Below are 24,305 nucleotides of genomic sequence, written 5' to 3' on the forward strand. Positions count from 1 at the left end.
CCCTTTACGCGGGCCTGGTCTTCCCCAGGTAGCGCGAAACGTGGAGCGCCTGTTGCTGCGACGGGCTGCCGCGCATCGAGTCGTAAACGACGCTGTTCTCGATCACCCGCTGCACGTAGGCCTTGGTCTCCGTGTAAGGGATCGCCTCGATCCACTTCAGCATGTCCACCTGGCTCCGGGGGTCGCCATATTGCCGGACCCATTTGCCGACATTCCCCGATCCCGCATTGTAGCTCGCGACCGCGAGCGGGACGCTGCCGTTCCAGATGTTGAGCATGCGCTGGAAATAGGCCGAGCCAAGCATGACGTTGTAATTGGGATCGCTGATCAGGCGATAGCTGTCGTAGCCGACGCCCATCTTGCCGGCCTGCTCGCGCGCCGTGCCGGTCATTAGCTGCATCATTCCCCGGGCGCCCGCGTGGCTCACAGCATAAGGGTCGAACGAGCTCTCCTGGCGGCTGATGCCGTGGGCGAGCGACCAATTGTCTCCCGAAACCGAGGCCAGCGTCGGATAGGCCTGGCGGACGTAGAACATCGATCCTTTGACTCGCGCCATCCGCGCCACCCACACCGCAAGATCCTGCCGCCCGAGTTGCTGGCCAAGCTCAACCGCCAAACCGCGGTCGGCGTCGTTATTGAGCGACTCGGCGAGCGTCCTCACGAATAGCGCCTGCTCGGTCGATTGGCGTTGCTGACCAAGGACTCGCAGCGCCTGGACGATCCGGTTGTTGGAGAAGGCCGCGCGCGCCGCCGGAGCGGTCGTGATATTGGCCAAGGATTGCGGCGGCGCCGGAACCGAGCGGCCGAGCCGCTCGAGCGCGAGTTGCCCGTAGAACAGCTCCGGATAGGCGGCTGCGCGCTGGAAATAGCTGTTGGCCGTCGGGAACTGGCCCGCCGACAGTGCCGCACGGCCCGCCCAGTAATCGCCCTTGGTATGCACCTGGAGTGAGCGCCCCGCGCGCGAATAGCGATCGAACATCGCGATCGCATTGGAGGGCCGATTGAGGCGATCGAGCGCGACGTTGCCCGCGAGCCAGACCAGGCTCGTATAATTGTCGCGCACCTCGAGGGGCTGGTCCGCAACCGCCGAGCCGTTGGGCAGCGCATCGTCGACCTGGCTCGCGATATTGTAGGCGAGCTGCCACTGTCGGTCCTGCGCCGCGTCGGCGGCGAGCTGCAACAGCATGTCGTAGAAACGATCCGGGTCCGCGGGGCGATAGGTGAAATTGTGCGCCCGCGCGGCAAGGTCCTGGGCCGACCGATTGAAATTGTTGGCGCGCAGCCAGCGGGCCCGGTCCATCATCAGGCCGGCGTCGCTGGTGACGGTGCCGATGACGGTGCCGTAGCGGCTCTCGGCGTCGGCATCGTTGCGCTGCATTGCGACGCGCGCTCCGAAGGCGGCCTGGCGCGAAGGCGTGGCCATCGGCACGAAGCGCGCGGCATCGTCAGCCTTCTTGGCGAACAGAAGCGAATCGACGCGCCGGTCGTGGTCGGCGCGAGTGAAGCTGCCGCCGTAGCGCCCCCAAATCACCTGCTCGTCGGCCCCGCTAAGGTCGTCCGAGGCCCAGGCATTGCGCGCGGCTTCGAGACCTTCGGTCATCCGCCCGCTCGACGCATAGGATTCGGCAAGGCGGGCATAGCCGCTTCCGGTCGCCGGCTTGTCGTGCGCGAAGAAGGCAATGACCGTGGCCGCGTTTTCACCCGGGTGCATGGCTTTCTCGGCCCAGCGCCGCATCTTTGCTTCGTCCGGCCAATCGGGATTGGCGATCAGGAAATTCGCATAATCGGCGAAACTGTAGCCGCTGCTCTGACGCAACCGCCGCCAGTCGTTGAGCGCATAGCCGACGTTGCTTGCCGCCGGTGCCGCATAGACCCGCGGGTAAGCATAAGGCACCGGCGATTGCGCCGAGCTCGACGGAGCAAGGGCCAGTAGGGCCGGCAAGACCAGGCTAGGACGCCACATGCTGGACATTTTGCCGCCCCGCTCCTTATCAGCCAGTGAACACGGCCAATCCGTCCACAGAAAACTCCCGATCGAGGAAGCAAGTTCATGTTTTTCGGTTCGATTCCGGCGCTTGTGACCCCATTTTCGGGCGGGCGTGTCGCCGAAGACACATTCCGCGAGCTGGTCGAATGGCAAATCGCCGAGGGCAGCAATGCGCTCGTGCCATGCGGGACCACCGGCGAAAGTGCGACGATGAGCGCCACTGAACAACGCCGCGTGATCGAGATCGCGGTCGAGGTGGCGGCCGGTCGCGTGCCGGTCATTGCCGGCTGTGGCAGCAACAATGTCGAGCATGCGATCGAATATCTGCATGCGGCGAAAGACGCGGGCGCCGATGCGGCACTGATCGTGATGGGCTATTACAACCGGCCGAGCCAGGCGGGCATGCTTGCCGCGTTCAAGGCGCTGTCCGTTGCTTCGGCGCTGCCGATCATCGTGTACAACATCCCTGGCCGCGCGGTGGTCGACATTTCAGTCGAGACCCTGGCCGAGATCGGCAAGCTAGCGAACGTCGTCGGGGTAAAGGATGCGACCGGCAATCTCGGGCGAGTCACCGCTCAGCGCCTGGCCTCCGGCGAGGAGTTTATCCAGCTCAGCGGCAACGACGAGACCGCGCTCGCCTTCAACGCCGTGGGCGGCGTCGGCTGCATCTCGGTCACCGCCAACGTCGCGCCTCGGCTCTGCGCCGATTTCCAAAAAGCGACGCGGGAGGGCCGCTGGGATGACGCGTTGAAGCTGCAGGACCGACTGTTCCCGCTGCACACGGCTCTGTTCACCGATGCCTCGCCCGGCCCGGTTAAATATGCCCTGTCTCGCATTCGGCCGGGCTTCCCGACCGATCTCCGCCTGCCCCTGGTCGAAGCGTCCGACGCGTCGAAGCGCGCCGTCGACGAGGCGCTCGAGCGTGCGGGGCTCGCCTGATCCTTCATGGCCAAGCCGCTTCCTGCCCCGTTCGACAAGCAAAAGGTCGTGGCCGAGAACCGGCGCGCGCGCTTCGACTATTTCGTCGAGGATCGGCTCGAGGCGGGGATCCAGCTGACCGGAACCGAGGTGAAGTCGCTGCGCCAGGGCGAGGGGTCGATCGCCGAGAGCTACGCCACCGTGGAAGGGGAGGAGGTATGGCTGATCAACAGTCACATCCCCGAATACAGTCATGGCAACCGCCTCAACCATCAGCCTCGGCGGCAGCGCAAACTGTTGCTCAAAGGCCGCGAGATCGCGAGATTGCACGGAGCGATCACCCGGCAGGGGCTAACGCTCGTCCCGCTTTCCCTCTATTTCAATTCGAGCGGGAGGGCGAAGGTCGAGCTGGCGCTCGCTCGCGGCAAGAAGGTTCACGACAAGCGCGAGACGGTGAAGGAACGGGACTGGAAGCGCGAGCAACAACGACTTCTCCGGCACAATGGCTGAGGTAGGCCCACGCGCATGAAGTGGCTCCGAGACCACATCCCGACCCGCGAGAATATTCACCGCCATCGAATCCTGCGGCCGTTTGCCCCGCACCTGGGCCAGGCAGCGCTGTGGCGAATGACCCCGCGATCGGTACCACGCGCCGTTGCGCTTGGGCTGTTCGTCGGAATCATCATCCCGGTGATGCACACCGCGATCGCCGCTCTCCTCGCGATCCCGCTGCGGGCGAACATCGCCATCACCGCGGTCTTCACCTTGGTGGTCAACCCGCTGACCATTCCGCCGCTCTATTATGCCGCTTACCGGATCGGCTCGTGGGAGCTGAACCATGACGCAACGCTGGTGAACCCGGCGGCCGCCGAGCGCTTTTCGGGCGAGCTCAGCCGGATGCTCTTCTGGATCCACGAGGCTTCGGGGCCGATCGCGGTCGGAGTGCTGACGATTGCCGTCGGCGCGGCCGCGCTTGGTTATCTGACCTCGGGCATCGCCTGGCGGGCATGGCTCGGGAGCCGGTCGCGCCAACGCCGGCAGGCCCGGCGCGCGGAGCGAATCTGAGGTGCTGTTTGCAGCCAGGAAGGGCGCGGCCGTCGATTCCGGGATGGCCGAGAGCCCGCCGGTGGGCAATCGCCGCGTCGTACAGATTTGAGGGAAATCACATGAACCGCGTTATCGTTTTGGGCTTGGCCACCTCCATTCTCGCCGGTTGCGCAACGACGCCGCCCGCACCTCCGCCCCCGCCTCCAGCGATCGTTGAGGCCGTTCTTCCGGCGCCCGAGCCGGCCCCTGCTCCCAAACCGCAATACGGCAGCTTCGGCTTCGACTCCGCGGGGATGGATACGAGCGTTGCACCGGGCGACGATTTTTACCTCTACGCCAATGGAACCTGGCTAAAGAACACGCCGATCCCTTCCGACAAGTCGAATTACGGGTCGTTCTCGGTCCTGCAGGACCTCAGCCAGCAACGGGTCCGCGATATCCTCGACGCGGCGAAGGATGATCCCAGCAGCCGCATCGGCATGGCCTATTCGAGCTTCCTCGATGAGGCCGGGGTCGAGGCCAAGGGGCTGTCGCCGATCCAGCCCTGGCTCGATCAGGTGCGCGCGCTCAAGAGCCGCGACGGCTATGCCGCCCTCCAAGGCGAGGCCGCGCGCAACGGCATCACCGGCCTGTTCGGCGGCGGCGTCATCCAGGACGACCGTAACACCGACATTTATATCACCGGCCTCGGCCAGGCCGGGCTCGGACTGCCCGATCGCGACATGTACCTGCTTCCCGACGCGAACTTTGTCTCGCTCCGGGCCAGTTATCTCGATCATTTGACGAAGATGCTGACGCTAGCCGGCGAGACCAACGCCGCCGCTGCTCGCGCCAAGGCGATCATGGATTTCGAGACCAGAATCGCGAAGGTCTCATGGACCCGCGAGGACGTCGGCGACGCGACCAAGACCTATAACAAGATGACCCTTGCGCAGCTCCGGAAGCTCGCGCCGGGCTTCGACTGGACGGGATATTTCAAGGGACGCAGCGCGAGCGTCAACGAACTGCTCGTCGCCGAACCCAGCGCGTTTCGCGACATCGCAGCGCTGTCGGCCAAGGCTCCGCTTCAGGTACTCAAGGACCAGCTCATCGTCCAGTCGCTCGACACGTATGCCGACGTCCTTCCTCAAGCGGTGGCGGATGAGAATTTCGCTTTCTTCGGCACCAAGTTGAACGGTACGCCGGAGAACCAACCGCGGTGGAAGCGGGCGGTCGATTTCACCACGAACGTCCTCGATGACGACGTGTCGAAGCTCTATGTCGCCAAGTGGTTTCCGCCCGAATCCAAGGCGGCGATGGATGACCTCGTCGCCAACATCATCGCGGCGATGGGCCGGCGCATCGACAACCTCAGCTGGATGGCCCCAGAGACTAAGGTGAAGGCAAAGGCGAAGCTAGCCGCCTTTACGCCGCGCATCGGTTATCCGACGCAGTGGCACGATTACACCTTCGACGTCCGCCGCGACGACCTGTTCGGCAATGCGATGCACGCCAATCAATGGTCGCATGATTGGAACATCCACAAGCTCGGTCAGCCGATCATGCGCTGGGAATGGGGCTTCGATTCGATGACGGTGAACGCCCAGGCGAATTTCAAGCTGGTCGCGATCACGTTCCCGGCGGCGATCCTCCAGCCGCCCTTCTTCGATCCCAACGCCGACCCGGCGATCAACTACGGCGGGATCGGCGCGGTGATCGGCCACGAAATGAGCCACCACTTCGACGACCAAGGATCGAAATACGACATCCACGGCAATTTGTCGGACTGGTGGACGCCGAAGGATGTGGCGAGTTTCAAGGCTTTGACCGGCAGACTTGTGAAGGAATATGACGCCTACGAAGTCTTTCCCGGAGCGCACGTGAAGGGCGAGTTCACGCTTGGCGAAAACATCGGCGACCTCGCTGGGATGTCGTCGGCGTACGATGCCTATCATGCGTCGCTGAACGGCCGGGAGCCGCCGGTGATCGACGGTACAACCGGGGACCAGCGCTTCTACCTCGGTTGGGCGCAAGTCTGGCGGCGCAATTATCGTGAGGCGAATTTGCAAGCCCGGTTGCTGACCGATCCGCACTCGCCGTCCGCGCAGCGCACCTGGATCGTCCGCAACTTCGACCCTTGGTATCCGGCCTTCAAGGTGCAGCCCGGCCAGAAGCTCTATCTTGACCCTGCGGACCGCGTTCGCATCTGGTAAGACGCCATAGATGCTGCACCAGACCCTCCCGCCGCTAGAATCTGCACAGCTTGATCGGTGGGAGCGGTGGCTTGCCCCGATCCTGTCGACCGGAGCGGGAGCGACTTTGGCGATCCTGCTGCTGCTGATCAGTCAATTGTGGCTCGCGGCAGCGGCTCTGGTAGGCGGGCTGATCGCGGCGGGACTGGTCGTTTGGCGAAAGCCGCTTCCATCGCCCCGGATCGAACCGATCGTGCTTGGGCCCGACTATTCTCTGGTCGGGTCCGCGCTCGGGCTCGGCCGCGACCCCGCGGCGCTGACGACGAGCGAAGGCTCGTTGCTAATTGTCAACGCCGCTTATCGTGAGCGGTTCGGCGGCAGCCGGCCGCCGCTCAGCCTCGGCATCGACGAGGAGGCGCGCAACGGCCTCGAAATGGCAAAGTCCATGGCCAGCCGGGACGGGGCAGGCTGCGTCGCCGGAATTGGCACCGAAGGCGGTCTGATCCCGGTCGAGGTCGAGCGGGTGGGCGCGCAGGATCATCATCTGCTGTGGCGCTTCCCCGGGCCGTCCTCGCCCGACGCGTTGACGACCGCCGCCCGCCGCATTCAGGGCCTGACCGGATCGCAGATCGCAGCTGCAGGGGTGCTTGCGGCCGTGGTCGACGCCAACGGAAAGCTGCTAGCCGGAAACGAGCCGTTTCTCGAGCGGGCGCTGAGGCCCGGGCAACTCGTCGGCGCCGTCGATTTTCTCGATCTCGTCGAAGCCGACGAACATGGCGAGATGCGGCTGGTCGCCGAAGGCGAGGGCGGCGGCTCACTTAGCGCGGTGCATATTTCAGCCGATCCGACGAACGAGGCGGGCGGTCCGGGCACATTCCTGTTGTTCGACCCTGGCCAGTCCGGGACTCGATCCCAGTCCTCCAATCTGCAAGCCCTGCTTGATGTCCTTCCGATCGGTCTTGCGCTGGTCGACCGGGACGGCCGCTTCCTGACGATGAACCAGGCGTTCCGCCAGGCTGGCGGCATCAAAGGTTCGGCGCTTCCCGTCTATCCCGGCGACCTCGTAGTCAAAGAGGACAAGGCCGCGGTTGCGGACGCGGTGCGGCGCAATTCTCGCGGCCCCGCAATGTCGGGCGATCTCGCGGTGCGCTTGACGGGTCAGAGCTCCGAGCCCGTCGCGCTGACGATCGCCGGCCTCCGAGGCCTCGGCGACGCCGCGGTGCTCCTTTTGCTCAAGGACAATAGCGAGGAAGCCAAGCTCAAGCGCCAGGTGGCGCAGGCGACCAAGATGCAGGTTGTCGGCCAGCTCGCGGGCGGCGTCGCGCACGACTTCAACAACATCCTGACCGCGATCATCGGCCATTGCGACCTCATGCTCATGCGCCACACGCCAGGCGACAGCGACTATGACGACATCCAGCAGATCAAATCGAATTCGAACCGCGCCGCAGGCCTTACTCGACAGCTGCTTGCCTTCTCGCGCCAGCAAACCCTGCGGCCGCAGGTGCTGCAGCTCCCCGACGTGGTCTCGGAAGTTTCGCACCTGCTGAAACGGCTGCTCGGCGAGACCGTCGAGCTGGTCGTCAAGCACGGCCGTACGCTGGGGCCGGTTCGAGCCGATCCAGGCCAGCTCGAGCAGGTCATCGTCAACCTCGCCGTCAACGCGCGCGACGCCATGGCCGAGACGAGCGGCGGCACGCTGACCATCCAAACCTATTCGGTGCGGGCCGATCAGGTTGCCGAGCTCGGCTCCGACATCCTGCCCGTCGCCGACTATAGCGCTCTATCGGTGACCGACACTGGTTGCGGCATCGCGCCCGCGGTGCTCGGCAAGATTTTCGAGCCTTTCTTTACCACCAAGGAAGTGGGCAAGGGCACCGGCCTTGGGCTTTCGACGGTATACGGCATCGTCAAGCAATCGGGCGGTTTCATCTTCGCCGATTCCAAAGTCGGGCACGGTACGCGCTTCGTAATCTACCTCCCCGTCTTTCGCGAGGAGGCCGGCGCCGCGCGTTCACGCAAGCTCGGCAAGCCCAAGCAGGACGAACTATGGGGTAGCGGGACCGTGCTCCTGGTCGAGGACGAGCCGATGGTTCGCAGCGTCGCCGAGCGCGCGCTGACCCGGCACGGCTATACGGTCATCTGCGCCGACAATGGCGAGGACGCGCTGGAAGTCCTTGGCCGCGGCGAGCACATCGACTTGCTGATCACCGACGTCGTAATGCCCGGGATGGATGGCCCGACGATGGTTCGGGAGGCGCGCAAGACCTGGCCCGACCTCAAGATTCTGTTCATGTCCGGCTATGCCGAGGAGCAGCTTCGCAACTCGATCGACATCGATCATGTCAACTTCCTGCCGAAACCCTTCTCGGTGACCGAACTGGCGGAGGCGGCGAGGCGAACGGTGGGCACGAAATAGCACTTTGCCGATCATGGCGCGCTGGCCTATGCCAGCAGCCTATGCCCAGTCCGCGTTCCATCCTGATTGTCGAAGACGAGCCCCTGATTGCCATGATGCTCGAGGATTTCCTCGACTCCCTCGGGCATAAAGTCCGCGGCACCTGCGACACCGTGCGTTGCGCCCTCGACGAGGTTGAAAAGGGCGGGTTCGATCTCGCGATCCTCGACGTCAATCTGAAGGGCGAGAATGTCTGGCCCGTCGCGACCAAGCTGCGCGAGAAGAAGGTGCCGTTCGTGATCGCGACCGGCGGCCACGTCGATCCGCCGCCGCCGGAGTTCAATGATGCCCCGGTGATCGAGAAGCCCTATACCGTCGACCGCGTGACGCCGGCCATCGAGGCGGCGTTCGCCGGTTAACCCTCTTCGCGGCCGTCCGTCTCAAACTGCGACACGCGCCCACTTGCGGCTGGCGCGCACCCAATCCATATTCTTGAATTCAAAGGAGCAATCGCGAGGCGGGTGGCGTTAAGACTCCGGCAGAGTTGATTGTGGCATAAAGCGGGCTAGCATGGCCCAAATCAGGCGGCCGTTCGCGGCCGAGGTACAAGGACGGGAATGACCAAGCTTTCAGGCAGCGACAGCAAGAGCACTCTCTACTGCTCGTTCTGCGGCAAATCGCAGCACGAGGTCAGGAAGCTGATCGCCGGGCCGACCGTGTTCATTTGCGATGAATGCGTCGAGCTGTGCAACGATATCATTCGCGAGGAATCGAAGTCGGCGCTGGTCAAGACCCGCGACGGCGTCCCGACCCCGGCCGAGATCTGCAAGGTCCTCGATGACTATGTGATCGGCCAGGATCGCGCCAAGCGCGTCCTCTCGGTCGCGGTTCACAACCATTACAAGCGTCTGGCCCATGGCTCGAAGGCGGGCAACGAGGTCGAGCTCGCCAAGTCGAACATCCTGCTGATCGGCCCGACCGGCTGCGGCAAGACCCTGCTTGCGCAGACCCTCGCGCGGATCCTCGACGTGCCCTTCACCATGGCCGACGCGACCACGCTGACCGAGGCCGGCTATGTCGGCGAGGACGTCGAGAACATCATCCTCAAGCTGCTTCAGGCCTCCGACTATAATGTCGAGAAGGCCCAGCGCGGCATCGTCTACATCGACGAGATCGACAAGATCAGCCGCAAGTCGGACAATCCCTCGATCACGCGCGACGTGTCGGGTGAGGGTGTCCAGCAGGCGCTGCTCAAGCTCATGGAAGGCACCACGGCTTCGGTCCCGCCGCAGGGCGGCCGCAAGCATCCGCAGCAGGAATTCCTGCAGGTCGACACCACCAACATCCTGTTCATCTGCGGCGGCGCTTTCGCCGGCCTCGAGAAAATCATCTCCGATCGTATGCAGGGCAAGTCGATGGGGTTTGGCGCTCATGTCGTCGCGCCCGACGAGCGCAAGACCGGCGAAGTGCTGCAGCATTGTGAGCCCGAGGATCTGCTGAAGTTCGGTCTGATCCCCGAGTTCGTCGGCCGCCTGCCGGTGATCGCGACGCTGCTAGACCTCGACGAGCCGGCGCTGGTGAAGATCCTGGTCGAGCCGAAGAATGCGCTGATCAAGCAATATGCCAAGCTGTTCGATATGGAGGACGTGGAACTCGAGTTCACCGAAGATGCCCTCCATTCGATCGCGGTCAAGGCGATCGAACGCAAGACCGGCGCGCGTGGCCTGCGCTCGATCCTCGAAGGCATATTGCTCGACACGATGTTCGATTTGCCGGGGATGGACGGCGTCGACGAAGTCCATATCGACAAGGACGTCGTGGAGGGCCGCAAGGAGCCGGTGCGGGTCTATTCGACCCAGGACAAGGAAGCCGGCGACGCCGCCTAAATCGGGCGAATCCTACTGAAGCTTATTCCCCGCGCACCCCGGCCATCAACTGCGCGCTGAAGCGCTCCATCAGGTGCGCGTCGCGGCCGTAATGGTCTTCCATGAACTGCACTCCGTTCGCGGTCGGCTGAACGGTTAGATAGGTCATGTACACCGGGACCGGACGCGGCAGGTCGACTTCCTCTTCGACCTTCGGATCCTTGCCCTTGGGCACATAGCCGCCGAATAGCCAGGTCGCGAACCGCTTATAATCCTCGACCCGGACGCAGCCGTTGCTGATCCACAGCTCGTTTTTGGTGAAGTGTTCCTTCTCAGGCGAATCGTGAAGATAGATGCCGAAGTAGTTGGGAAGCATGAACTTCATCATGCCCATAGAGTTGGCCGGGCTGGGCAGCCGGCGGAGGCGCACCTCCTCGCGGCCGTCGACCACCGCCTGCCAGTCGACCGTGCTTGGGTCGAGCACCCTCGCATCGTCGGCATAGCTCGTCAGCACCTGATATTCGCGGTCGGTCAGATAGCTCGTGCCCTGCGCCAGGATGCGGGGCCCGATCAGGTTCCTCGCCAGCTCGGGCGGGACGTTCCAGTACGGGTTCACGCTGGCATATTTGATATAGGCCGCCATCATCGGCGTTGCCGTTTCGGCCTTGCCGACGATGACTTTCATCTCATCGACCTTGCGGCCGTTCTCCCACAGCGAAAGGCGCGCGTCGCCGGCGTCGACGATCGCATATTTCGCCTGCTCCTCGGGCGCGGGAAGGCGCTTGGCGCGTTCCATGTTGAGGAAGATCAGCTGCTCGTAATATTGGGCGCCGCGGTTGAGGGCGTCGACCGTCCCGGCGCCGGCGATACCGTCATCCTTGAGGCCATGGACCGCCTGGAACTCTTTCACCCTTGCCGCGACCGCCGCGTCGTAGGCGGGACCCTCGCCGAGGCCGAGCCGCTGGCGGAGCAGCCCGACGCGTTCGCCGGTCATTGCGGCCTTGAGCGTCGGTCCCGACGGGATCGTCACCTGCGGCAGGTCGCCCCAGCGCTGCTGATACTTGACCAGACCGCGGCGCAGGTCGGTGTAAATCGGATTGACCGAGGTGAAGAGGTCGACCGGCGCCCCACTCCAGGCGGCTAGATTCATGTCGCCGAGCGCGCCGTTATTGTCGTGCACCGACCGAGGGACCAGCTCCTCGTCGATGTAGATCATGTCGACGCCTTGCTCGATGGCCGGCGGAAGGTCGATTGGCTCGAGCGCGGGAGCGCGGATCGATGCGGCCGCGGGGGACTGCCACGGCTGCTGCGGATTGGCGGGCTGCGGCTGCGCCATCCACGGCTCGGCAACCACCGGCCGCTGCAAGACGGGAGGACGCGGCGGCGGAGGCGGACTGGGCCAAGGCGCATATTGCGCCAACGCCGTCGCGGGCAGGGTCAGGGCGCTAAGCGTCAGCAAGGATTGGCGAATGGTCACGACCCCAAAATAGTGAACGAAACTGAACGGTTACAGAATCATCCGCGAACCGCGTACGTGAGTTATTCGCCTTCCAGCGGCAGCGTGTCGCCTTCCCCGCCCCGTGCGCCGAGCTTTCTAGCCGTCTTTTCCACCTCTTCGTCGCTCGGAGGCTCGGGCAGTTCCTCGCCGGGCGCGAGCGCGTCGTCCGGAATGCCCGGTCCAGTGCCCGCGATGGTTTCGTTGATCGGCTCTTCGTTCGGGCCGGTGCTGATCTTCTCCCGGTCGTCGGCCATGGTCGCTTCTCCTCGCCTTCACAGCGAGCGATTGCTGTGGATTGTTCCGGCCCTTTGTTGCGTGGGGGCGGGGGTCCGCCCATATGTTGGTTCATGACCCGCTTTCTCCCCATTCTCCCGCTTCGCGACATTGTCGTTTTTCCGCACCGGATCGTCCCGCTGTTCGTCGGGCGCGAGAAATCGGTCGCGGCGCTCGAAGCCGCAATGGCGGCCGACAAGGAATTGTTCCTGGTCGCCCAGCTCGATCCTGGCGACGACGACCCGGATCGCGACGCGATGTACGATCTCGGCGTCGTCGCCACCGCGATGCAGCTGCTGAAGCTCCCGGACGGGACCGTCCGCGTGCTGGTCGAGGGCGTGAAACGGGCAAAACTCGTCAACTTGCACCCGCGCGAGGGCTATACCGTAGCCGAGGTAGAGGACGTGGCCGAGGAGCCATTCGCGGAGGCCGAAGCGCAGGCGCTGACGCGCTCGGTGCTCGACCAGTTCGAGAATTACGCGAAGCTCAACAAGCGCCTGCCGCCCGAGACCGGCATCCAGCTTGCCGAGATTGAGGACCCTTCGGCGCTGGCCGATGCGGTGGCCTCCAACCTTTCCGTCAAGGTGTCGGACAAGCAGGCGCTGCTCGGCGAGCTCAATCCGTCGCGCCGGCTGGAGATGGTGTTCGCCTTCATGGAGGGCGAGCTCGGCGTGCTCCAGGTCGAGAAGAAGATCCGCAGCCGCGTCAAGCGCCAGATGGAGAAGACGCAGCGCGAATATTATTTGAACGAGCAGCTCAAAGCGATTCAGCGCGAGCTCGGCAACGAGAGCGAAGAGGGCGGCGACGAGCTTCAGGAACTAGCAGACAAGATCCGCAAGACCCGCCTGTCCAAGGAAGCCCGCACCCGGGCCAACGCCGAGCTGAAGAAGCTCAAGGCGATGGCGCCAATGTCGGCGGAAGCCACCGTCGCGCGCAATTATCTCGACGTGCTGCTCGGTCTGCCGTGGGGCAAGAAATCGAGACTCAAGAAGGACATCGCCGAAGCCCAGCGCGTGCTCGACGAGGACCATTACGGGCTCGAGAAGGTCAAGGACCGGATCGTCGAATATCTCGCGGTCCAGGCGCGGACCAACAAGCTCAAGGGCCCGATCCTGTGCCTCGTCGGCCCGCCCGGCGTCGGCAAGACGTCGCTCGGCCGCTCGATCGCTCGGGCGACGGGCCGTGAGTTCGTGCGCCAGTCCCTGGGCGGCGTGCGCGACGAGGCCGAGATTCGCGGTCACCGCCGAACCTACATCGGCTCGCTGCCGGGCAAGATCATCTCGAACATCAAGAAGGCGGGGACGTCGAACCCGCTGTTCCTCCTCGATGAGATCGACAAGCTCGGCCAGGACTTCCGCGGCGATCCGTCATCGGCACTGTTGGAGGTGCTCGACCCGGAGCAGAACAACCGCTTCCAGGATCATTATCTCGAGCTCGACTACGACCTTTCGGACGTGATGTTCGTGACCACCGCCAACTCGCTCGACATGCCGCAGCCGTTGATGGACCGGATGGAGATCATCCGGCTCGAAGGCTACACCGAGCACGAGAAGGTCGAGATCGCCAAGCGCCATCTGATCCCGAAGCAAATGGAAGCGCATGGGCTAAAGGCTGACGAGCTGGTGTTTTCCGACGACACTCTGCGCAAGATGATCCAGCATTATACCCGCGAGGCCGGCGTCCGGACGCTTGAGCGCGAGCTTGCCAAGGTCGCCCGCAAATCGCTTCGGCAGATCCTCGAAAATAAGGTCGAAAAGATCGAACTGACGCCGGACAATCTCGGCGATTTCCTGGGCGTCCGGAAATTTCGCTACGGAATGGGTGAGGAAGAGGACCAAATCGGCGCGGTCACCGGGCTCGCCTGGACCGAGGTCGGCGGCGAGCTGCTGACCATCGAAGCGGTGACGGTTCCCGGCAAGGGTCAGATCAAAACGACCGGCAAGCTCGGCGAAGTGATGCAGGAATCAATCCAGGCGGCAATGAGCTTCGTCAAAGCGCGCGCCCCGGCCTATGGCGTCAAGCCGTCGATCTTCGCCCGCAAGGACATTCACGTCCACTTGCCCGAAGGGGCGGTGCCGAAGGACGGTCCGTCTGCCGGCATTGGCATGGTCACCGCGATGATTTCGACGCTCACCGGCATTCCGGTTCGCCGCGATGTTGCGATGACCGGCGAAGTGACGTTACGCGGGCGAGTCCTGCCGATCGGCGGGCTCAAGGAGAAGCTCCTCGCGGCCTTGCGCGGCGGCATCACGACGGTGCTGATCCCGGCCGAGAATGAGAAGGACCTCGTCGATCTTCCGGCGACGCTCAGGGAAGGCCTGGAAATTCTGCCGGTGGAGCACGTCGACCAGGTTCTTGCGCGCGCCTTGGCCGAGCCGGTCAAGGCGATCGAATGGAGCGACGATGATGAGCACGCGCCCGAGCCGCCGGCGCACGGCACCGGAACCGCAGGCGAGCCCGCGGTCCGGCATTAACTTTGGTCATTCGCGCGGAATGTCGCGCGGGTCGCGAATAACGCTGGTCACCATGCCATAATCGATCGCCTCGTCGGCGGTCATCCAGTGGTTGCGGTGGATGTCCTTGTTGATCCGCTCGGTCGGCTGGCCGGTTTCCTCGGAGATGATGCGTACCAGCCGCTCGCGCATGCGGAGGATCTCCTTCGCTTCGATTTCGATGTCGGCCGCCATTCCCCGCATGCCTCCGGCCGGTTGGTGAAGCAGGAACCGGGTATTGGGCAGGCAAAAGCGGCGGTCCTTGGCGCCGGCGAGGAAGATATGCGCGCCAGCGCTCGCCACCCAGCCGGTCCCGATCATGTTGATGCGAACGTCGTTGCGGATGAAGCGGACCATGTCGTGAATGGTGTCGCCGGATTCGACGTGCCCGCCGGGCGAGTTGACGAAAATGTCGATCGAGGCGTCGGCATCGCGGTCGGCGAGGAGCAGCAGCCGTGAGCAGATATCGCGGGCGAGGCGGTCGTTGATGTCGCCGAAGATCAGGACCTTGCGATGCCGCAGCAGCTCGGTTTCGATCCGGCTGACGAAGTTCCCGCTGCCTTCGGGCTGTTGGTCAGGTGCGTCGTTGTCCATGATGGGCTCCCGGGAAGCGTCGTTGAACAGACCATATAGTCAGGCGAGGCAGCGACACCCAGAGGTATGTCCCAGAACGGTCGAATGACTTCCACAGCCACTGGACAGAGACCCGGACTCTTGCCTTAAAGGCGGACGCTCCCGGCGCGCGAGTCTCTGCGCTGGGGAGGGGAGAAGGCGGGATCATGAACAAGCAGGAATTGATCGGTCACGTCGCCGACCGCGGGGGACTCAGCCGCAACGATGCGATGAGGGCCGTGGAAACCATGCTTGAGGTGATCACCTCGACGCTGAAGCGCGGCGATGAGGTCCGGTTGGTCGGGTTCGGCAACTTTTCGGTGACCCGTCGCAAAGCCTCGACCGGGCGCAACCCGCGGACCGGCGAGCCGATGCAGATCAAGGCCAGTTCGCAGCCCAAGTTCCGCCCCGGCAAGGTGCTGAAGGACGCGGTTCAATAGCGGCGCTGGACAGCGTCGAGCGCTTCACTATATCCGCGCATTCCGCGAAATCGGGCGGGCGCGTAGCTCAGTGGTAGAGCACACCCTTCACACGGGTGGGGTCGTAGGTTCAAACCCTACCGCGCCCACCATCGCCCCGGGACGCCCCGATCAGACCGCCAGATAGCTCGGCTGGAAGCTGCCGACGCGGGCAATCTCGGCCCAGTCGCTGAACTGAATCTCGCGGCCCTTGCGTTTGATCAGGCCCTGGCGCTCCATGTCGGCGAAGACGCGGTTGACATTGACCGAGGTCTGGCCGGTGATGTCGGCGATTTGCTGCTGGGTGAACGGGTTCGTCATGTGCTGGGTGTCGACGTTCATGCGCACCGCGGTTTCGCACAGCAGGTGGGCGACCCGCGCGGTCGAATCGCGCCTGCCGCAATTGACCAGCCATTCATAACCGATCGCTTCGTTGCGCTGGATCAGCCGCCAGAAGAAGCGCTGCAGCTCGGGGTGGGCGAGGACGAGCGGATCGAAATCCTCGGCGCGCCCAACCATGATCTCGCTGCGTACGATCGCCTGGATGCCATATTCGGCGAGCCCGTCGCGCGGTAGGATCCCTTCGCCGGAAAAGCGCAAGGCGACGATCTGCCGCCGGCCGGAGGAATCGGTCTTGAACTTGGACAGGATGCCGGAGCGGACGAACATGACTTCGTCACGCTTCACCCCCTGTTCCCGGAAGGGCCGGCGCGGCTCGACCTGCACTACGCGGTGCGGCATTTCATCGAGCATGTCCGCAAGATGTGTCTCGAGACCTGCGGAGATCAACGTCTCGCGCAGCGACACACCCCGAGATGGCGTCTTGTCGCGCCGACTCGCCATGTGCAGTTCTCCCCACCAAGGGATGCGCCTCGCGCACCCCCGGTGCAAGAAATTATACCAACACCGGTTAGCGAAAGTTATCCGACAGATCGTGCCTCAGGCGAGCGATTTGGTCGTCGTCGAGGGCGATCGCCGCCCCCAGCTGCGGCGCCGACGGCCAGCCGGCATCGGGGAAGTCGAGACCGCCCCAGCGCCGCGGCTGCGAGTAACGCGGAATGACGTGAAAGTGCGGGTTCGGGTCGACCATCATCAACATTAGATAATTGATCTTCTCATACTCAACGAACGCGGCGAGCCCGCGCTCGATAAGCCCCACCGCCGCGCCCTGCTCGGCAAACGCCGCGGGCGGCAGCGCCGAGTAAGCCGTCGCATCGCCCTTCGCCGCCAGCACCAGGCTGCCGAGCGTCACCTGCGCCGGGCGAAGCAGGATCACCCAATGCTCGAGCTCGCGCAGCAAAGTCGCCGGATAGCCGAATTTTTCCATTGTAGCGTTCATGCTTGCCTCGCTTGCCTTGGCGCGGCTGCGACCCTAAGTGGCCCCGGCGCTTGCGGAAAGCTTTCCGCGGGCGTTCCCGTGGCGATCGTAGCTCAGCTGGTTAGAGCACTGGTTTGTGGTACCAGGGGTCGGGGGTTCAAGTCCCCTCGGTCGCCCCATTCACCTCTTGCGTGGAACTGATTGCAACGATGACAACGCCCTGGGGCCTGCCCGACTTCGACGCCCACGAAGAGATCCATTTCGTCACCGACGAGAAGTGCGGCCTCAAGGCGATCATCGCCGTCCATTCGACGCATGTCGGCCCCGCCGCCGGCGGGGCGCGCTTCTGGCATTATGCCAAGGACGCCGACGCTCTGACCGACGCGCTGCGGCTGTCGCGCGGAATGAGCTACAAGAACGCGATGGCGGGCCTGCCGCTGGGCGGCGGCAAGTCGGTGCTGCTCGCCGACGAGGCCAAGACCAAGACGCCCGAGCTGCTGCATGCGTTCGGCAAGGCGGTCGACCATCTCGGCGGGCGCTATGTCACCGCCGAGGACGTCGGGATGAGCGTCGCCGACATGATCGAGGTCGCGCGCTCGACCAAGTTCGTTGCCGGCCTGCCCAATTCGTCGGGCGATGTCGGCGGCGATCCGGGCCCGCACACCTCGCTTGGCGTGTTCCTCGGCATCAAGGCGGCGGTCAAATGGGCGCTCGGCAAGGACAGCCTGAGCGGCCTCCACCTCGCGCTTCAGGGCGCGGGCAGCGTCGCGACCGGGGTTGCGCTCCATGCCTGCGCGGAAGGGGCGAAGCTGTCGGTCGCCGACGTCGACGAGGTCAAGGCGCACAAGCTCGCCGAGCGCACGGGCGGCAAGGTTGTCTCCACCGACGAAGTCCTCGGCCTCGAGGCGGACGTGGTCAGCCCCAACGCGCTCGGTGCGATCCTGGACGAGCAGACCATTGCCGCGCTCAGGACGCCGGTCGTGGCGGGCGGCGCCAACAATCAGCTGGCAACGCCCGAGGACGGCGAGCGCCTCCAGCAGCGCGGCATTCTCTACGCGCCCGATTATGTCATCAACGCCGGCGGCATCATCAACGTCTGCACCGAATATCTCGGCGACGGCGACGCGACCCTGGTCCGCCGGCGGATCGAGGGCATCCCGGTCCGGCTCGAGCAGATCTGGAAGGAAGGCGCGGAGACCGGACGCGATCCCGCCGCGGTCGCCGACGCCATGGCGCAGCGGCTGATCGGGCGGGCCTAGCCCCGGCATCATGCACGCGCTCGCCAATCCGGCGCGTTTCCTGCGCATTGCCAGACCGGTGACGAGCTGGTCGCTGTGGATCGGGCTGGTGCTCGCCGCGGCGGGCATGGTTGCGGGGCTGGCGCTGACTCCGCCCGACTATCTGCAGGGCGAGACCGTGCGCATCCTGTACATCCACGTCCCCGCCGCATGGCTCGGCATGGCCGGGTGGCTCGGCATTGCCGCCGCTTCAGTCAGCCAGCTGGTGTGGAGGCATCCGCTAGCGGCGGTTGCGGGGCGGGCGACGGCGCCGGCGGGCGCGACGTTCGCTTTGGTCTGTTTGGTCACCGGGTCGATCTGGGGCCGGCCGACCTGGGGGACTTGGTGGGAGTGGGACGGGCGCCTGACCTCGATGCTGGTGCTGTTCTTCCTCTACCTTGGCTACATTGCGCTGGCCTCGGCCGAGCGTGAGCGAGGCGGGGAAGGGCGGATTACGGCGATCTACGGCCTGGTCGGCGCAATCAACCTGCCGATCATCCATTATTCCGTGCTATGGTGGCGCACGCTCCACCAGGGCCAGAGCATCTCGCTCAGCGGCTCGACCATCGACAACAGCCTGCTGTGGCCCCTGCCGCTGACCATGATCGGCTTCACCTGCCTGTTCGCAGCGGCGGTGCTGATGCGGATGCGCGCGGAGCTTGCCGACACCAAGGTCGAGGCGCGGTTGCGCCGCCAGGCAACGGCATGAACCCCTGGCCGTTTGTGATCGCGGCTTATGCCGTCGCGGTCAGCGCCACGGCAGCGCTGCTGCTGTGGGCCTTTACATCGATGCGACGCGCCGAGGCGGCGGCCGACGCCCTCAACCGCAAATGAAGCCGAAGAACCAGCGGCTGGTGCTGGTCATCGCCGCGCTCGCTGCGCTGCTCGCTGCCGTGGTCCTCGCGATGTGGGGCCTCAGGGACCGCGCATCATATTTCTACACGCCCGCCGATATTGCCGCCGGCAAGGCGCAGCAGGATCGTGCCGTGCGGCTCGGCGGGATGGTCGAGCGCGGCTCCGTGCGGCGCCAGCCCGACGGGGTGACCATCCGCTTCGTGCTTACCGACGGCAAGGCGGCCACGCCGGTGGTCTATCGCGGCATTACCCCCGACCTGTTCCGCGAGGGCTCTGGCGCCGTCGCGGAAGGCCGGCTGCAGGGCCGCACGTTCGTCGCTGACACGATCCTCGCCAAGCATGACGAGCGCTACATGCCACCCGAGCTCGGCAATCTTGCCGCGGAGCACAAGGCCGGTAAGACGCTGGCGCGATGACCCAATTGCTCCCCGGCGAAGGCCGGGGCCCAGACCAGCGCCGCAGGCGCTGCCTTCGGCAGCGGACTAGGCTCCTGCCTTCGCAGGAGAACAGATTGTGATCGCCGAGACCGGCCTTGCGGCGCTGTGGCTCGCGGCGGGGCTGGCGCTTTACCAGTTCGTGCTTATGATCCTGTCGCTGCGCACGCCAATCGAGGCCGCGCGGACGATGCGCGCGGTAGCGGTGGTCCAAGGGGCGCTGACTCTCGTCGCCTTCGCCGCCCTTCTGATCGTATTCGCGCGGACCGACCTCTCGGTAGCGCTGGTCGCCGACAACAGCCACAGCGCCAAGCCCTTCATCTACAAGCTCGCGGGCGCGTGGGGGAACCACGAGGGCTCGATGCTGATGTGGGTGACGATCCTCGCCGTCGCCGGGGCGTTCCTGGGACTGCTGTCGCGGCGAACCAGCCAAGCGACGCTGATCGGCGCGCTCGGCGCCCAGGCGGCGCTGGCGCTCGGTTTCTATGCTTTCCTGCTGATTGCCTCGAATCCCTTTGCGCGGCTGAACCCGGCGCCGATCGAGGGGCAGGGGCTCAATCCCTTGCTGCAGGACCCCGGCCTGGCGTTCCATCCGCCGACGCTCTACCTCGGCTATGTCGGGCTCTCGATCGCTTTCAGCCTCGCAGTCGGCGCGCTGCTGACCGGCGAAGTCGACTCACGCCTTGGCCGGGCGATGCGGCCGTGGGTGCTCGGCGCCTGGGTATTGCTGACGCTCGGCATTACCGCCGGCAGCTACTGGGCCTATTACGAGCTCGGCTGGGGCGGCTACTGGTTCTGGGACCCGGTGGAGAATGCCTCGCTGATGCCGTGGCTGGCGGCGACCGCGCTGCTCCACTCGGTCGGCGTTCTCGCCGCGCGCGGCGCGCTCAAGGCATGGACCATGATGCTCGCGGTCATCGCCTTCTCGATGTCGATGGTGGGCACGTTCCTGGTGCGCTCGGGCATTCTCACCTCGGTGCACGCATTCGCAATCGACCCGGAGCGAGGGACCTTCCTGCTCGCGCTCCTCGCCATCTACGTCGGCGCGGCCTTCGCCTTGTTCGCGTGGCGCGGGGCGAGCCTGAAGGAAGGCGCGCCGTTCGAGATGGTCAGCCGCGAGACGGGTCTGGTCATCAACAATTTGCTGCTGAGCGTGATCCTCGGGATTGTCTTCCTCGGCACGCTCTATCCCTTGTTCGTCGAGGCGCTGAGCGGCGAGAAACTGTCGGTCGGCGCTCCCTACTTCAACGAGGTCGCCGGCCCCCTCGCGCTGGTCCTTGCCGCGCTTGTGGGGGTGGGGCCGCTGCTTGCCTGGCGTCACGAGCGGCGGCGAATATTCGGCAAGCTGAAGGTGCCGGCGCTCCTCGGAGTGACGGCGCTGGCGATCACCATCATCCTCGCGCCGGGGATCGGGATCCTTCCGCGCCTGGGCCTGACGCTCGCGGCCTATCTCGCCGCCGCGAGCATACTGCCGCTGATCGGCCGCAACCCTTTCCGCGCCCCGCTGGCGACCTGGGGAATGGTCGTTGCCCACTTCGGAGTTGCAACTGCGCTGGCGGGGATGGCCGCCAATGGCGCCTTCACCAGCGAGCGCCTTGCCATCGCCAAGCCTGGCGAGACTCTGAGCGTCGGTCCGTGGCTCGTGCAGTTGCAGGGCGTCACGCCGACGGCGGGAAAGAACTGGACCGCGATGGAGGGCGAGTTGCTCGCCACCCGTGGGCATGGGCCGATCGCCCTCAAGCCGCAGACCCGTTATTTCAGCAATCCGCCGACCGAAACCAACGAAGCTGCGATCCACACCTTCTGGAACGGCCAGCTCTATACCGTGATCGGCAAGCCCGACGAGGCGGGCGGCTGGCAGCTGCGCTTGTGGTGGAAACCGTTTGTCACGCTGATCTGGCTCGGCGGAGCGTTGATCGCCTTGGGCGGCGCGATTGCGCTCCTCGGCCGGGTCTGGCGCCGACGGCGCGAGCCCCAGTGGGGCAGGAAGCGTTACGCATGAGCCGGGGGGTCCGCTTCGCGCCCTTGCTGCTGTTGGCGCTGATCGTGGCGGCACTGGTATGGCGCCTCGCGAGGCCGGTCGACACCAGCGTCCACTCGGCGCTCGAAGGCAAGCCGGTTCCGATGTTCGCGCTTCCTTCCGCACTGCCGGGCAAGGCAGCGTTGAGCACCTCCGACCTCGCCACGGGGCGACCACGGATCGTGAACGTCTTCGCCAGCTGGTGCGTGCCGTGCGTCACCGAGGTCAAGGTGCTCCAGCAGCTGAAGGCCGAAGGCGTGACGGTCGACGGCATCGCCGTGCGCGACCGACCCGAGGACCTGGCCGAGTTCCTCGCGCGGAACGGCGATCCCTACGAGCGGATCGGAAGCGACGTACAAAGCCGCGTGCAGATCGCACTCGGTTCATCGGGCGTGCCGGAGAGCTTCATCGTCGATGGCGCCGGCATTATCCGCTACCAGCATATCGGCCCGATCGAACGGGGCGACGTGCCGCTGATCCTCGCCAGGCTGGAGCAGTCGCGGTGAAGCGGATTGTCCTCTTGCTTGCCGTACTCGCAGCCCAGCCGGCGTTCGCCGAGAGCAATCTGCCGCCGGCCTATTGGTCCGATCGCCAGCTGCCAAATCCGAAGCAGGAGGCGCAGGCACAAATGCTGATGGGGGAGCTGCGCTGCCTCGTCTGCCAGGGCCAGTCGATCGCCGACAGCGACGCCGAGCTGGCGGGCGACATGCGCGACCTCGTGCGGCGGCGCATCGCGGCGGGCGAGAAACCGGCGGCGATCCGCGCCTGGCTGGTGCAGCGTTACGGCAGCTGGATCAGCTACAAGCCGACGAGCGAACCCACCGCATGGCCGCTGTGGCTGGCGCCGCTTGGGCTTCTGCTCGTCGGGGCATTGCTCGTTCGCCGCAGGATCAGCCGCTGATGGGCTGGGCGATCCTTCTGCTCCTGATTGCCGCGGCGTTCGGCGCGCTGTGGGCGTCGGGCGTGCGTGGCGGTCTGCTGACGGCGGCGCTGGCCGTAATGATGCTCGGCGCCTCGGGCTATGCGCTGCAGGGCCGGCCGACGCTTGCCGGATCTCCGGCCAAGGGCAGCGAGGGGCAGCAGGTCCAGTTGCTGACCGAGGCTCGCCACGCCTTCTTCGGCAACTTCAGCGCGGACGAATCCTGGCTCCGGATCTCCGAAGCACTCGCCAGCCACGGCAACACCGAGGACGCCGTCAACATCCTGCAAAACGCGGTGCGCCGTTATCCTGCCGATGGCCAATTGTGGATCGGGCTCGGCAACGCTTTGGTCGATCACGGCCACGGCCTCACTCCGCCGGCCGAGTTCGCTTACCGCCGGGCGGCGGCGCTTCTCCCCGCCGGACATCCGGCGCCGCGCTTCTTCCACGATCTCGCGCTGCTCCGCTCGGGCGGCGGCGAACCGGCGTTTCGCGACTTGATCGCGCTGATGCGCGAGCATCCCGACGCCAGCTGGCGCCCAATGGTCGGGAACTTGGTGATGGCGATCGCCTTTGACGGTGGCGGATACTCGCGACAGCAGCGCTAGGCGGGATCGTATTCCAGGCCCAAGGCTTCAGCGACGGCCCTGTGGCGGATCTTGCCGTTCGAGACGTTGAGCCCGTTTGCCAGATCGGGATCCGCTTCGAGCGCATTCTCGGCGCCGAGGTTGGCGATCTTGAGCGCGAAAGGGAGAGTCGCGTTGTTGAGCGCGAACGCACTGGTCCGCGCGACCGCACCCGGCATGTTCGCCACGCAATAATGGATGATCCCGTCGACCTCATAGACCGGGTCGGCGTGGGTCGTGGCGTGCGAGGTTTCGAAGCAGCCGCCCTGGTCGATTGCGATGTCCACCAACACCGAACCGCGCTTCATCGTCTTGAGCATGGCGCGGGTGACGAGCTTGGGCGCGGCAGCGCCGGGGACGAGCACCGCGCCGATCACCAGTTCGGCCTCTTTGACCGCGTTGGCGATCGCGGCGCGCGAGGCGTAGGCCGTCTTGATCTGGCTCGAGAAGAACATGTCGAGCTCGGCGAGGCGGTCGTTGTTGATGTCGTAGATGGTGACGTCGGCGCGCATCCCCGTCGCCATTTGCGCGGCGTTGACGCCGGACACTCCGCCGCCGAGGATCGCGACCTTGGCCGGAGCAACGCCGGGGACGCCGCCAAGCAACACGCCACGCCCGCCTTGCTCTTTCTCGAGATAGTGAGCGCCGACCTGGACCGACATCCGCCCGGCGACCTCGCTCATCGGCTTCAAAAGCGGCAAGGAGCCGTTCCTTGCCGTCACCGTCTCATAGGCGATGCAGGTCGCACCCGACTTCATCAGCCCCTCGGCCTGCGGCTTGTCGGCGGCGAGGTGGAGGTAGGTGAACAGGATGTGCCGCGCCTCCAGCATCGCAATCTCGGACTGCTGCGGTTCTTTGACCTTCACGATCATGTCCGATGCCTTGAACACTGCCGCGGCGTCGGGAAGGATGGTCGCACCGGCCTTTTCGTAAGCGCCATCCGGGCAATCGATACCGTTGCCGGCCTTGGTCTCGACGAACACCTCGTGGCCGTGCGCCACCAGCTCGGCGACCGAGGCGGGCGTCAGTCCGACGCGATATTCGTGGACTTTGATCTCCTTCGGCACCCCGACGCGCATTATTCGTTCGCTCCGTAAATTATGGTTTCGCGGGCCTATAGACAGGCTTTTCGCCTCT

At 65.2% G+C, this 24,305-nt stretch carries 24 protein-coding genes and 2 tRNA genes; 19 read left to right on the forward strand and 7 right to left on the reverse strand.

Annotation, left to right across the window (positions count from 1 at the left end; translation table 11 throughout):
- Nucleotides 1–4 precede the first annotated feature (4 nt).
- Nucleotides 5–1,963: a lytic transglycosylase domain-containing protein gene (locus N539_RS17055; RefSeq protein ID WP_197018422.1), complete on the reverse strand. Its 1,959-nt coding sequence runs from the start codon at nucleotides 1,961–1,963 to the stop codon at nucleotides 5–7.
- A gap of 87 nt (nucleotides 1,964–2,050) precedes the next feature.
- Here N539_RS17055 and dapA point away from each other — a divergent pair, with 87 nt between their 5' ends.
- The 7 genes from dapA to clpX all read left to right on the forward strand — a co-directional run bounded on the left by dapA (nucleotide 2,051) and on the right by clpX (nucleotide 10,407).
- Nucleotides 2,051–2,926: a 4-hydroxy-tetrahydrodipicolinate synthase gene (gene dapA / locus N539_RS0112890; protein WP_028970597.1), complete on the forward strand. Its 876-nt coding sequence runs from the start codon at nucleotides 2,051–2,053 to the stop codon at nucleotides 2,924–2,926.
- A 6-nt stretch (nucleotides 2,927–2,932) separates the two neighbouring features.
- A complete protein-coding gene (gene smpB / locus N539_RS0112895; RefSeq protein ID WP_028970598.1) occupies nucleotides 2,933–3,415 on the forward strand; it encodes an SsrA-binding protein SmpB in 483 nt (160 codons plus the stop codon).
- A 15-nt stretch (nucleotides 3,416–3,430) separates the two neighbouring features.
- Nucleotides 3,431–3,970: a DUF2062 domain-containing protein gene (locus N539_RS0112900; RefSeq protein WP_028970599.1), complete on the forward strand. Its 540-nt coding sequence runs from the start codon at nucleotides 3,431–3,433 to the stop codon at nucleotides 3,968–3,970.
- 101 nt (nucleotides 3,971–4,071) lie between these two features.
- A complete protein-coding gene (locus N539_RS0112905; protein ID WP_028970600.1) occupies nucleotides 4,072–6,144 on the forward strand; it encodes a M13 family metallopeptidase in 2,073 nt (690 codons plus the stop codon).
- A gap of 10 nt (nucleotides 6,145–6,154) precedes the next feature.
- Nucleotides 6,155–8,542 (forward strand): response regulator, encoded by a 2,388-nt coding sequence (locus N539_RS0112910; RefSeq protein WP_081774354.1) that lies wholly within the window; start codon nucleotides 6,155–6,157, stop codon nucleotides 8,540–8,542.
- Nucleotides 8,543–8,583: 41 nt separating this feature from the next.
- Nucleotides 8,584–8,940 carry a response regulator gene (locus tag N539_RS0112915; protein WP_028970602.1) on the forward strand — a complete coding sequence of 119 codons (357 nt, stop codon included), beginning with the start codon at nucleotides 8,584–8,586 and terminating at the stop codon, nucleotides 8,938–8,940.
- A gap of 198 nt (nucleotides 8,941–9,138) precedes the next feature.
- Complete coding sequence (clpX, locus tag N539_RS0112920) at nucleotides 9,139–10,407, forward strand: ATP-dependent Clp protease ATP-binding subunit ClpX (protein ID WP_028970603.1); 1,269 nt, start codon at nucleotides 9,139–9,141, stop codon at nucleotides 10,405–10,407.
- 22 nt (nucleotides 10,408–10,429) lie between these two features.
- Here clpX and N539_RS17060 read toward each other — a convergent pair whose 3' ends face one another.
- Together N539_RS17060 and N539_RS17065 are read right to left on the reverse strand one after the other, a co-directional pair.
- A complete protein-coding gene (locus N539_RS17060) occupies nucleotides 10,430–11,863 on the reverse strand; it encodes a L,D-transpeptidase family protein (protein ID WP_156029945.1) in 1,434 nt (477 codons plus the stop codon).
- A gap of 62 nt (nucleotides 11,864–11,925) precedes the next feature.
- Nucleotides 11,926–12,138, reverse strand: a complete 213-nt coding sequence (locus tag N539_RS17065) for a hypothetical protein (RefSeq protein ID WP_037552781.1) — start codon at nucleotides 12,136–12,138, stop codon at nucleotides 11,926–11,928.
- Between the two features lie 93 nt (nucleotides 12,139–12,231).
- On the opposite strand from N539_RS17065, the gene lon reads away from it, so the two are divergent.
- Entirely contained in the window at nucleotides 12,232–14,631 is a 2,400-nt protein-coding gene (lon, locus tag N539_RS0112935; protein WP_028970604.1) for an endopeptidase La, read from the forward strand.
- 6 nt (nucleotides 14,632–14,637) lie between these two features.
- Here lon and N539_RS0112940 read toward each other — a convergent pair whose 3' ends face one another.
- Nucleotides 14,638–15,243 (reverse strand): ATP-dependent Clp protease proteolytic subunit, encoded by a 606-nt coding sequence (locus tag N539_RS0112940; protein ID WP_051531798.1) that lies wholly within the window; start codon nucleotides 15,241–15,243, stop codon nucleotides 14,638–14,640.
- Nucleotides 15,244–15,428: 185 nt separating this feature from the next.
- Between N539_RS0112940 and N539_RS0112945 the strand changes: the two genes are divergently transcribed.
- Nucleotides 15,429–15,701: an HU family DNA-binding protein gene (locus N539_RS0112945; RefSeq protein WP_028970606.1), complete on the forward strand. Its 273-nt coding sequence runs from the start codon at nucleotides 15,429–15,431 to the stop codon at nucleotides 15,699–15,701.
- Nucleotides 15,702–15,757: 56 nt separating this feature from the next.
- Nucleotides 15,758–15,832: transfer RNA gene (locus tag N539_RS0112950), tRNA-Val, on the forward strand.
- A gap of 19 nt (nucleotides 15,833–15,851) precedes the next feature.
- On the opposite strand, the gene N539_RS0112955 is transcribed toward N539_RS0112950, so the two are convergent.
- The gene (locus tag N539_RS0112955) at nucleotides 15,852–16,562 is read right to left on the reverse strand and encodes a Crp/Fnr family transcriptional regulator (RefSeq protein ID WP_081774355.1); all 711 of its coding nucleotides are present in this window, start codon (nucleotides 16,560–16,562) and stop codon (nucleotides 15,852–15,854) included.
- 67 nt (nucleotides 16,563–16,629) lie between these two features.
- On the reverse strand, nucleotides 16,630–17,058 hold the full coding sequence (locus N539_RS0112960; protein WP_028970608.1) for a hydrolase: 429 nt from the start codon (nucleotides 17,056–17,058) through the stop codon (nucleotides 16,630–16,632).
- Nucleotides 17,059–17,139: 81 nt separating this feature from the next.
- Here N539_RS0112960 and N539_RS0112965 point away from each other — a divergent pair.
- From N539_RS0112965 to N539_RS17070, 9 genes are all read left to right on the forward strand, one after another.
- A tRNA-His gene (locus N539_RS0112965) sits at nucleotides 17,140–17,216 on the forward strand.
- A 30-nt stretch (nucleotides 17,217–17,246) separates the two neighbouring features.
- Nucleotides 17,247–18,296 (forward strand): Glu/Leu/Phe/Val family dehydrogenase, encoded by a 1,050-nt coding sequence (locus N539_RS0112970; RefSeq protein WP_028970609.1) that lies wholly within the window; start codon nucleotides 17,247–17,249, stop codon nucleotides 18,294–18,296.
- 10 nt (nucleotides 18,297–18,306) lie between these two features.
- Entirely contained in the window at nucleotides 18,307–19,023 is a 717-nt protein-coding gene (locus tag N539_RS0112975) for a heme ABC transporter permease (protein WP_028970610.1), read from the forward strand.
- Complete coding sequence (locus tag N539_RS19140; RefSeq protein WP_269319432.1) at nucleotides 19,020–19,148, forward strand: hypothetical protein; 129 nt, start codon at nucleotides 19,020–19,022, stop codon at nucleotides 19,146–19,148. The genes N539_RS0112975 and N539_RS19140 overlap by 4 nt, the downstream gene beginning before the upstream one ends.
- Nucleotides 19,145–19,585 (forward strand): cytochrome c maturation protein CcmE, encoded by a 441-nt coding sequence (gene ccmE / locus N539_RS0112985; RefSeq protein ID WP_028970611.1) that lies wholly within the window; start codon nucleotides 19,145–19,147, stop codon nucleotides 19,583–19,585. Before N539_RS19140 ends, ccmE begins: the two co-directional genes overlap by 4 nt.
- A 97-nt stretch (nucleotides 19,586–19,682) precedes the next feature.
- The gene (locus N539_RS0112990; protein WP_028970612.1) at nucleotides 19,683–21,605 is read left to right on the forward strand and encodes a heme lyase CcmF/NrfE family subunit; all 1,923 of its coding nucleotides are present in this window, start codon (nucleotides 19,683–19,685) and stop codon (nucleotides 21,603–21,605) included.
- Nucleotides 21,602–22,129, forward strand: coding sequence for a DsbE family thiol:disulfide interchange protein (locus N539_RS0112995; protein WP_028970613.1), 528 nt, complete (start codon nucleotides 21,602–21,604; stop codon nucleotides 22,127–22,129). Before N539_RS0112990 ends, N539_RS0112995 begins: the two co-directional genes overlap by 4 nt.
- Nucleotides 22,126–22,524: a cytochrome c-type biogenesis protein gene (locus tag N539_RS0113000; RefSeq protein WP_028970614.1), complete on the forward strand. Its 399-nt coding sequence runs from the start codon at nucleotides 22,126–22,128 to the stop codon at nucleotides 22,522–22,524. Before N539_RS0112995 ends, N539_RS0113000 begins: the two co-directional genes overlap by 4 nt.
- Nucleotides 22,524–23,150, forward strand: coding sequence for a tetratricopeptide repeat protein (locus N539_RS17070; protein WP_051531799.1), 627 nt, complete (start codon nucleotides 22,524–22,526; stop codon nucleotides 23,148–23,150). The genes N539_RS0113000 and N539_RS17070 overlap by 1 nt, the downstream gene beginning before the upstream one ends.
- On the opposite strand, the gene ald is transcribed toward N539_RS17070, so the two are convergent.
- Nucleotides 23,147–24,247 carry an alanine dehydrogenase gene (gene ald, locus N539_RS0113010; protein ID WP_028970615.1) on the reverse strand — a complete coding sequence of 367 codons (1,101 nt, stop codon included), beginning with the start codon at nucleotides 24,245–24,247 and terminating at the stop codon, nucleotides 23,147–23,149. The two genes, N539_RS17070 and ald, sit on opposite strands and share 4 nt — an antisense overlap.
- Nucleotides 24,248–24,305: the final 58 nt, after the last annotated feature.

Origin of the sequence: Sphingomonas sp. URHD0057, from assembly GCF_000620665.1 — a bacterium.
In the GTDB taxonomy this organism is placed as follows: Bacteria; Pseudomonadota; Alphaproteobacteria; order Sphingomonadales; family Sphingomonadaceae; genus Sphingomicrobium.

Bases quoted from the DNA above. Each gene is read 5' to 3' on its own strand.
- N539_RS17055 (WP_197018422.1), bottom strand. From the start codon at position 1,963: ATGTGGCGTCCTAGCCTGGTCTTGCCGGCCCTACTGGCCCTTGCTCCG.
- dapA (WP_028970597.1), top strand. From the start codon at position 2,051: ATGTTTTTCGGTTCGATTCCGGCGCTTGTGACCCCATTTTCGGGCGGG.
- smpB (WP_028970598.1), top strand. From the start codon at position 2,933: ATGGCCAAGCCGCTTCCTGCCCCGTTCGACAAGCAAAAGGTCGTGGCC.
- N539_RS0112900 (WP_028970599.1), top strand. From the start codon at position 3,431: ATGAAGTGGCTCCGAGACCACATCCCGACCCGCGAGAATATTCACCGC.
- N539_RS0112905 (WP_028970600.1), top strand. From the start codon at position 4,072: ATGAACCGCGTTATCGTTTTGGGCTTGGCCACCTCCATTCTCGCCGGT.
- N539_RS0112910 (WP_081774354.1), top strand. From the start codon at position 6,155: ATGCTGCACCAGACCCTCCCGCCGCTAGAATCTGCACAGCTTGATCGG.
- N539_RS0112915 (WP_028970602.1), top strand. From the start codon at position 8,584: ATGCCCAGTCCGCGTTCCATCCTGATTGTCGAAGACGAGCCCCTGATT.
- clpX (WP_028970603.1), top strand. From the start codon at position 9,139: ATGACCAAGCTTTCAGGCAGCGACAGCAAGAGCACTCTCTACTGCTCG.
- N539_RS17065 (WP_037552781.1), bottom strand. From the start codon at position 12,138: ATGGCCGACGACCGGGAGAAGATCAGCACCGGCCCGAACGAAGAGCCG.
- lon (WP_028970604.1), top strand. From the start codon at position 12,232: ATGACCCGCTTTCTCCCCATTCTCCCGCTTCGCGACATTGTCGTTTTT.
- N539_RS0112940 (WP_051531798.1), bottom strand. From the start codon at position 15,243: ATGGACAACGACGCACCTGACCAACAGCCCGAAGGCAGCGGGAACTTC.
- N539_RS0112945 (WP_028970606.1), top strand. From the start codon at position 15,429: ATGAACAAGCAGGAATTGATCGGTCACGTCGCCGACCGCGGGGGACTC.
- N539_RS0112955 (WP_081774355.1), bottom strand. From the start codon at position 16,562: ATGGCGAGTCGGCGCGACAAGACGCCATCTCGGGGTGTGTCGCTGCGC.
- N539_RS0112960 (WP_028970608.1), bottom strand. From the start codon at position 17,058: ATGAACGCTACAATGGAAAAATTCGGCTATCCGGCGACTTTGCTGCGC.
- N539_RS0112970 (WP_028970609.1), top strand. From the start codon at position 17,247: ATGACAACGCCCTGGGGCCTGCCCGACTTCGACGCCCACGAAGAGATC.
- N539_RS0112975 (WP_028970610.1), top strand. From the start codon at position 18,307: ATGCACGCGCTCGCCAATCCGGCGCGTTTCCTGCGCATTGCCAGACCG.
- N539_RS19140 (WP_269319432.1), top strand. From the start codon at position 19,020: ATGAACCCCTGGCCGTTTGTGATCGCGGCTTATGCCGTCGCGGTCAGC.
- ccmE (WP_028970611.1), top strand. From the start codon at position 19,145: ATGAAGCCGAAGAACCAGCGGCTGGTGCTGGTCATCGCCGCGCTCGCT.
- N539_RS0112995 (WP_028970613.1), top strand. From the start codon at position 21,602: ATGAGCCGGGGGGTCCGCTTCGCGCCCTTGCTGCTGTTGGCGCTGATC.
- N539_RS17070 (WP_051531799.1), top strand. From the start codon at position 22,524: ATGGGCTGGGCGATCCTTCTGCTCCTGATTGCCGCGGCGTTCGGCGCG.
- ald (WP_028970615.1), bottom strand. From the start codon at position 24,247: ATGCGCGTCGGGGTGCCGAAGGAGATCAAAGTCCACGAATATCGCGTC.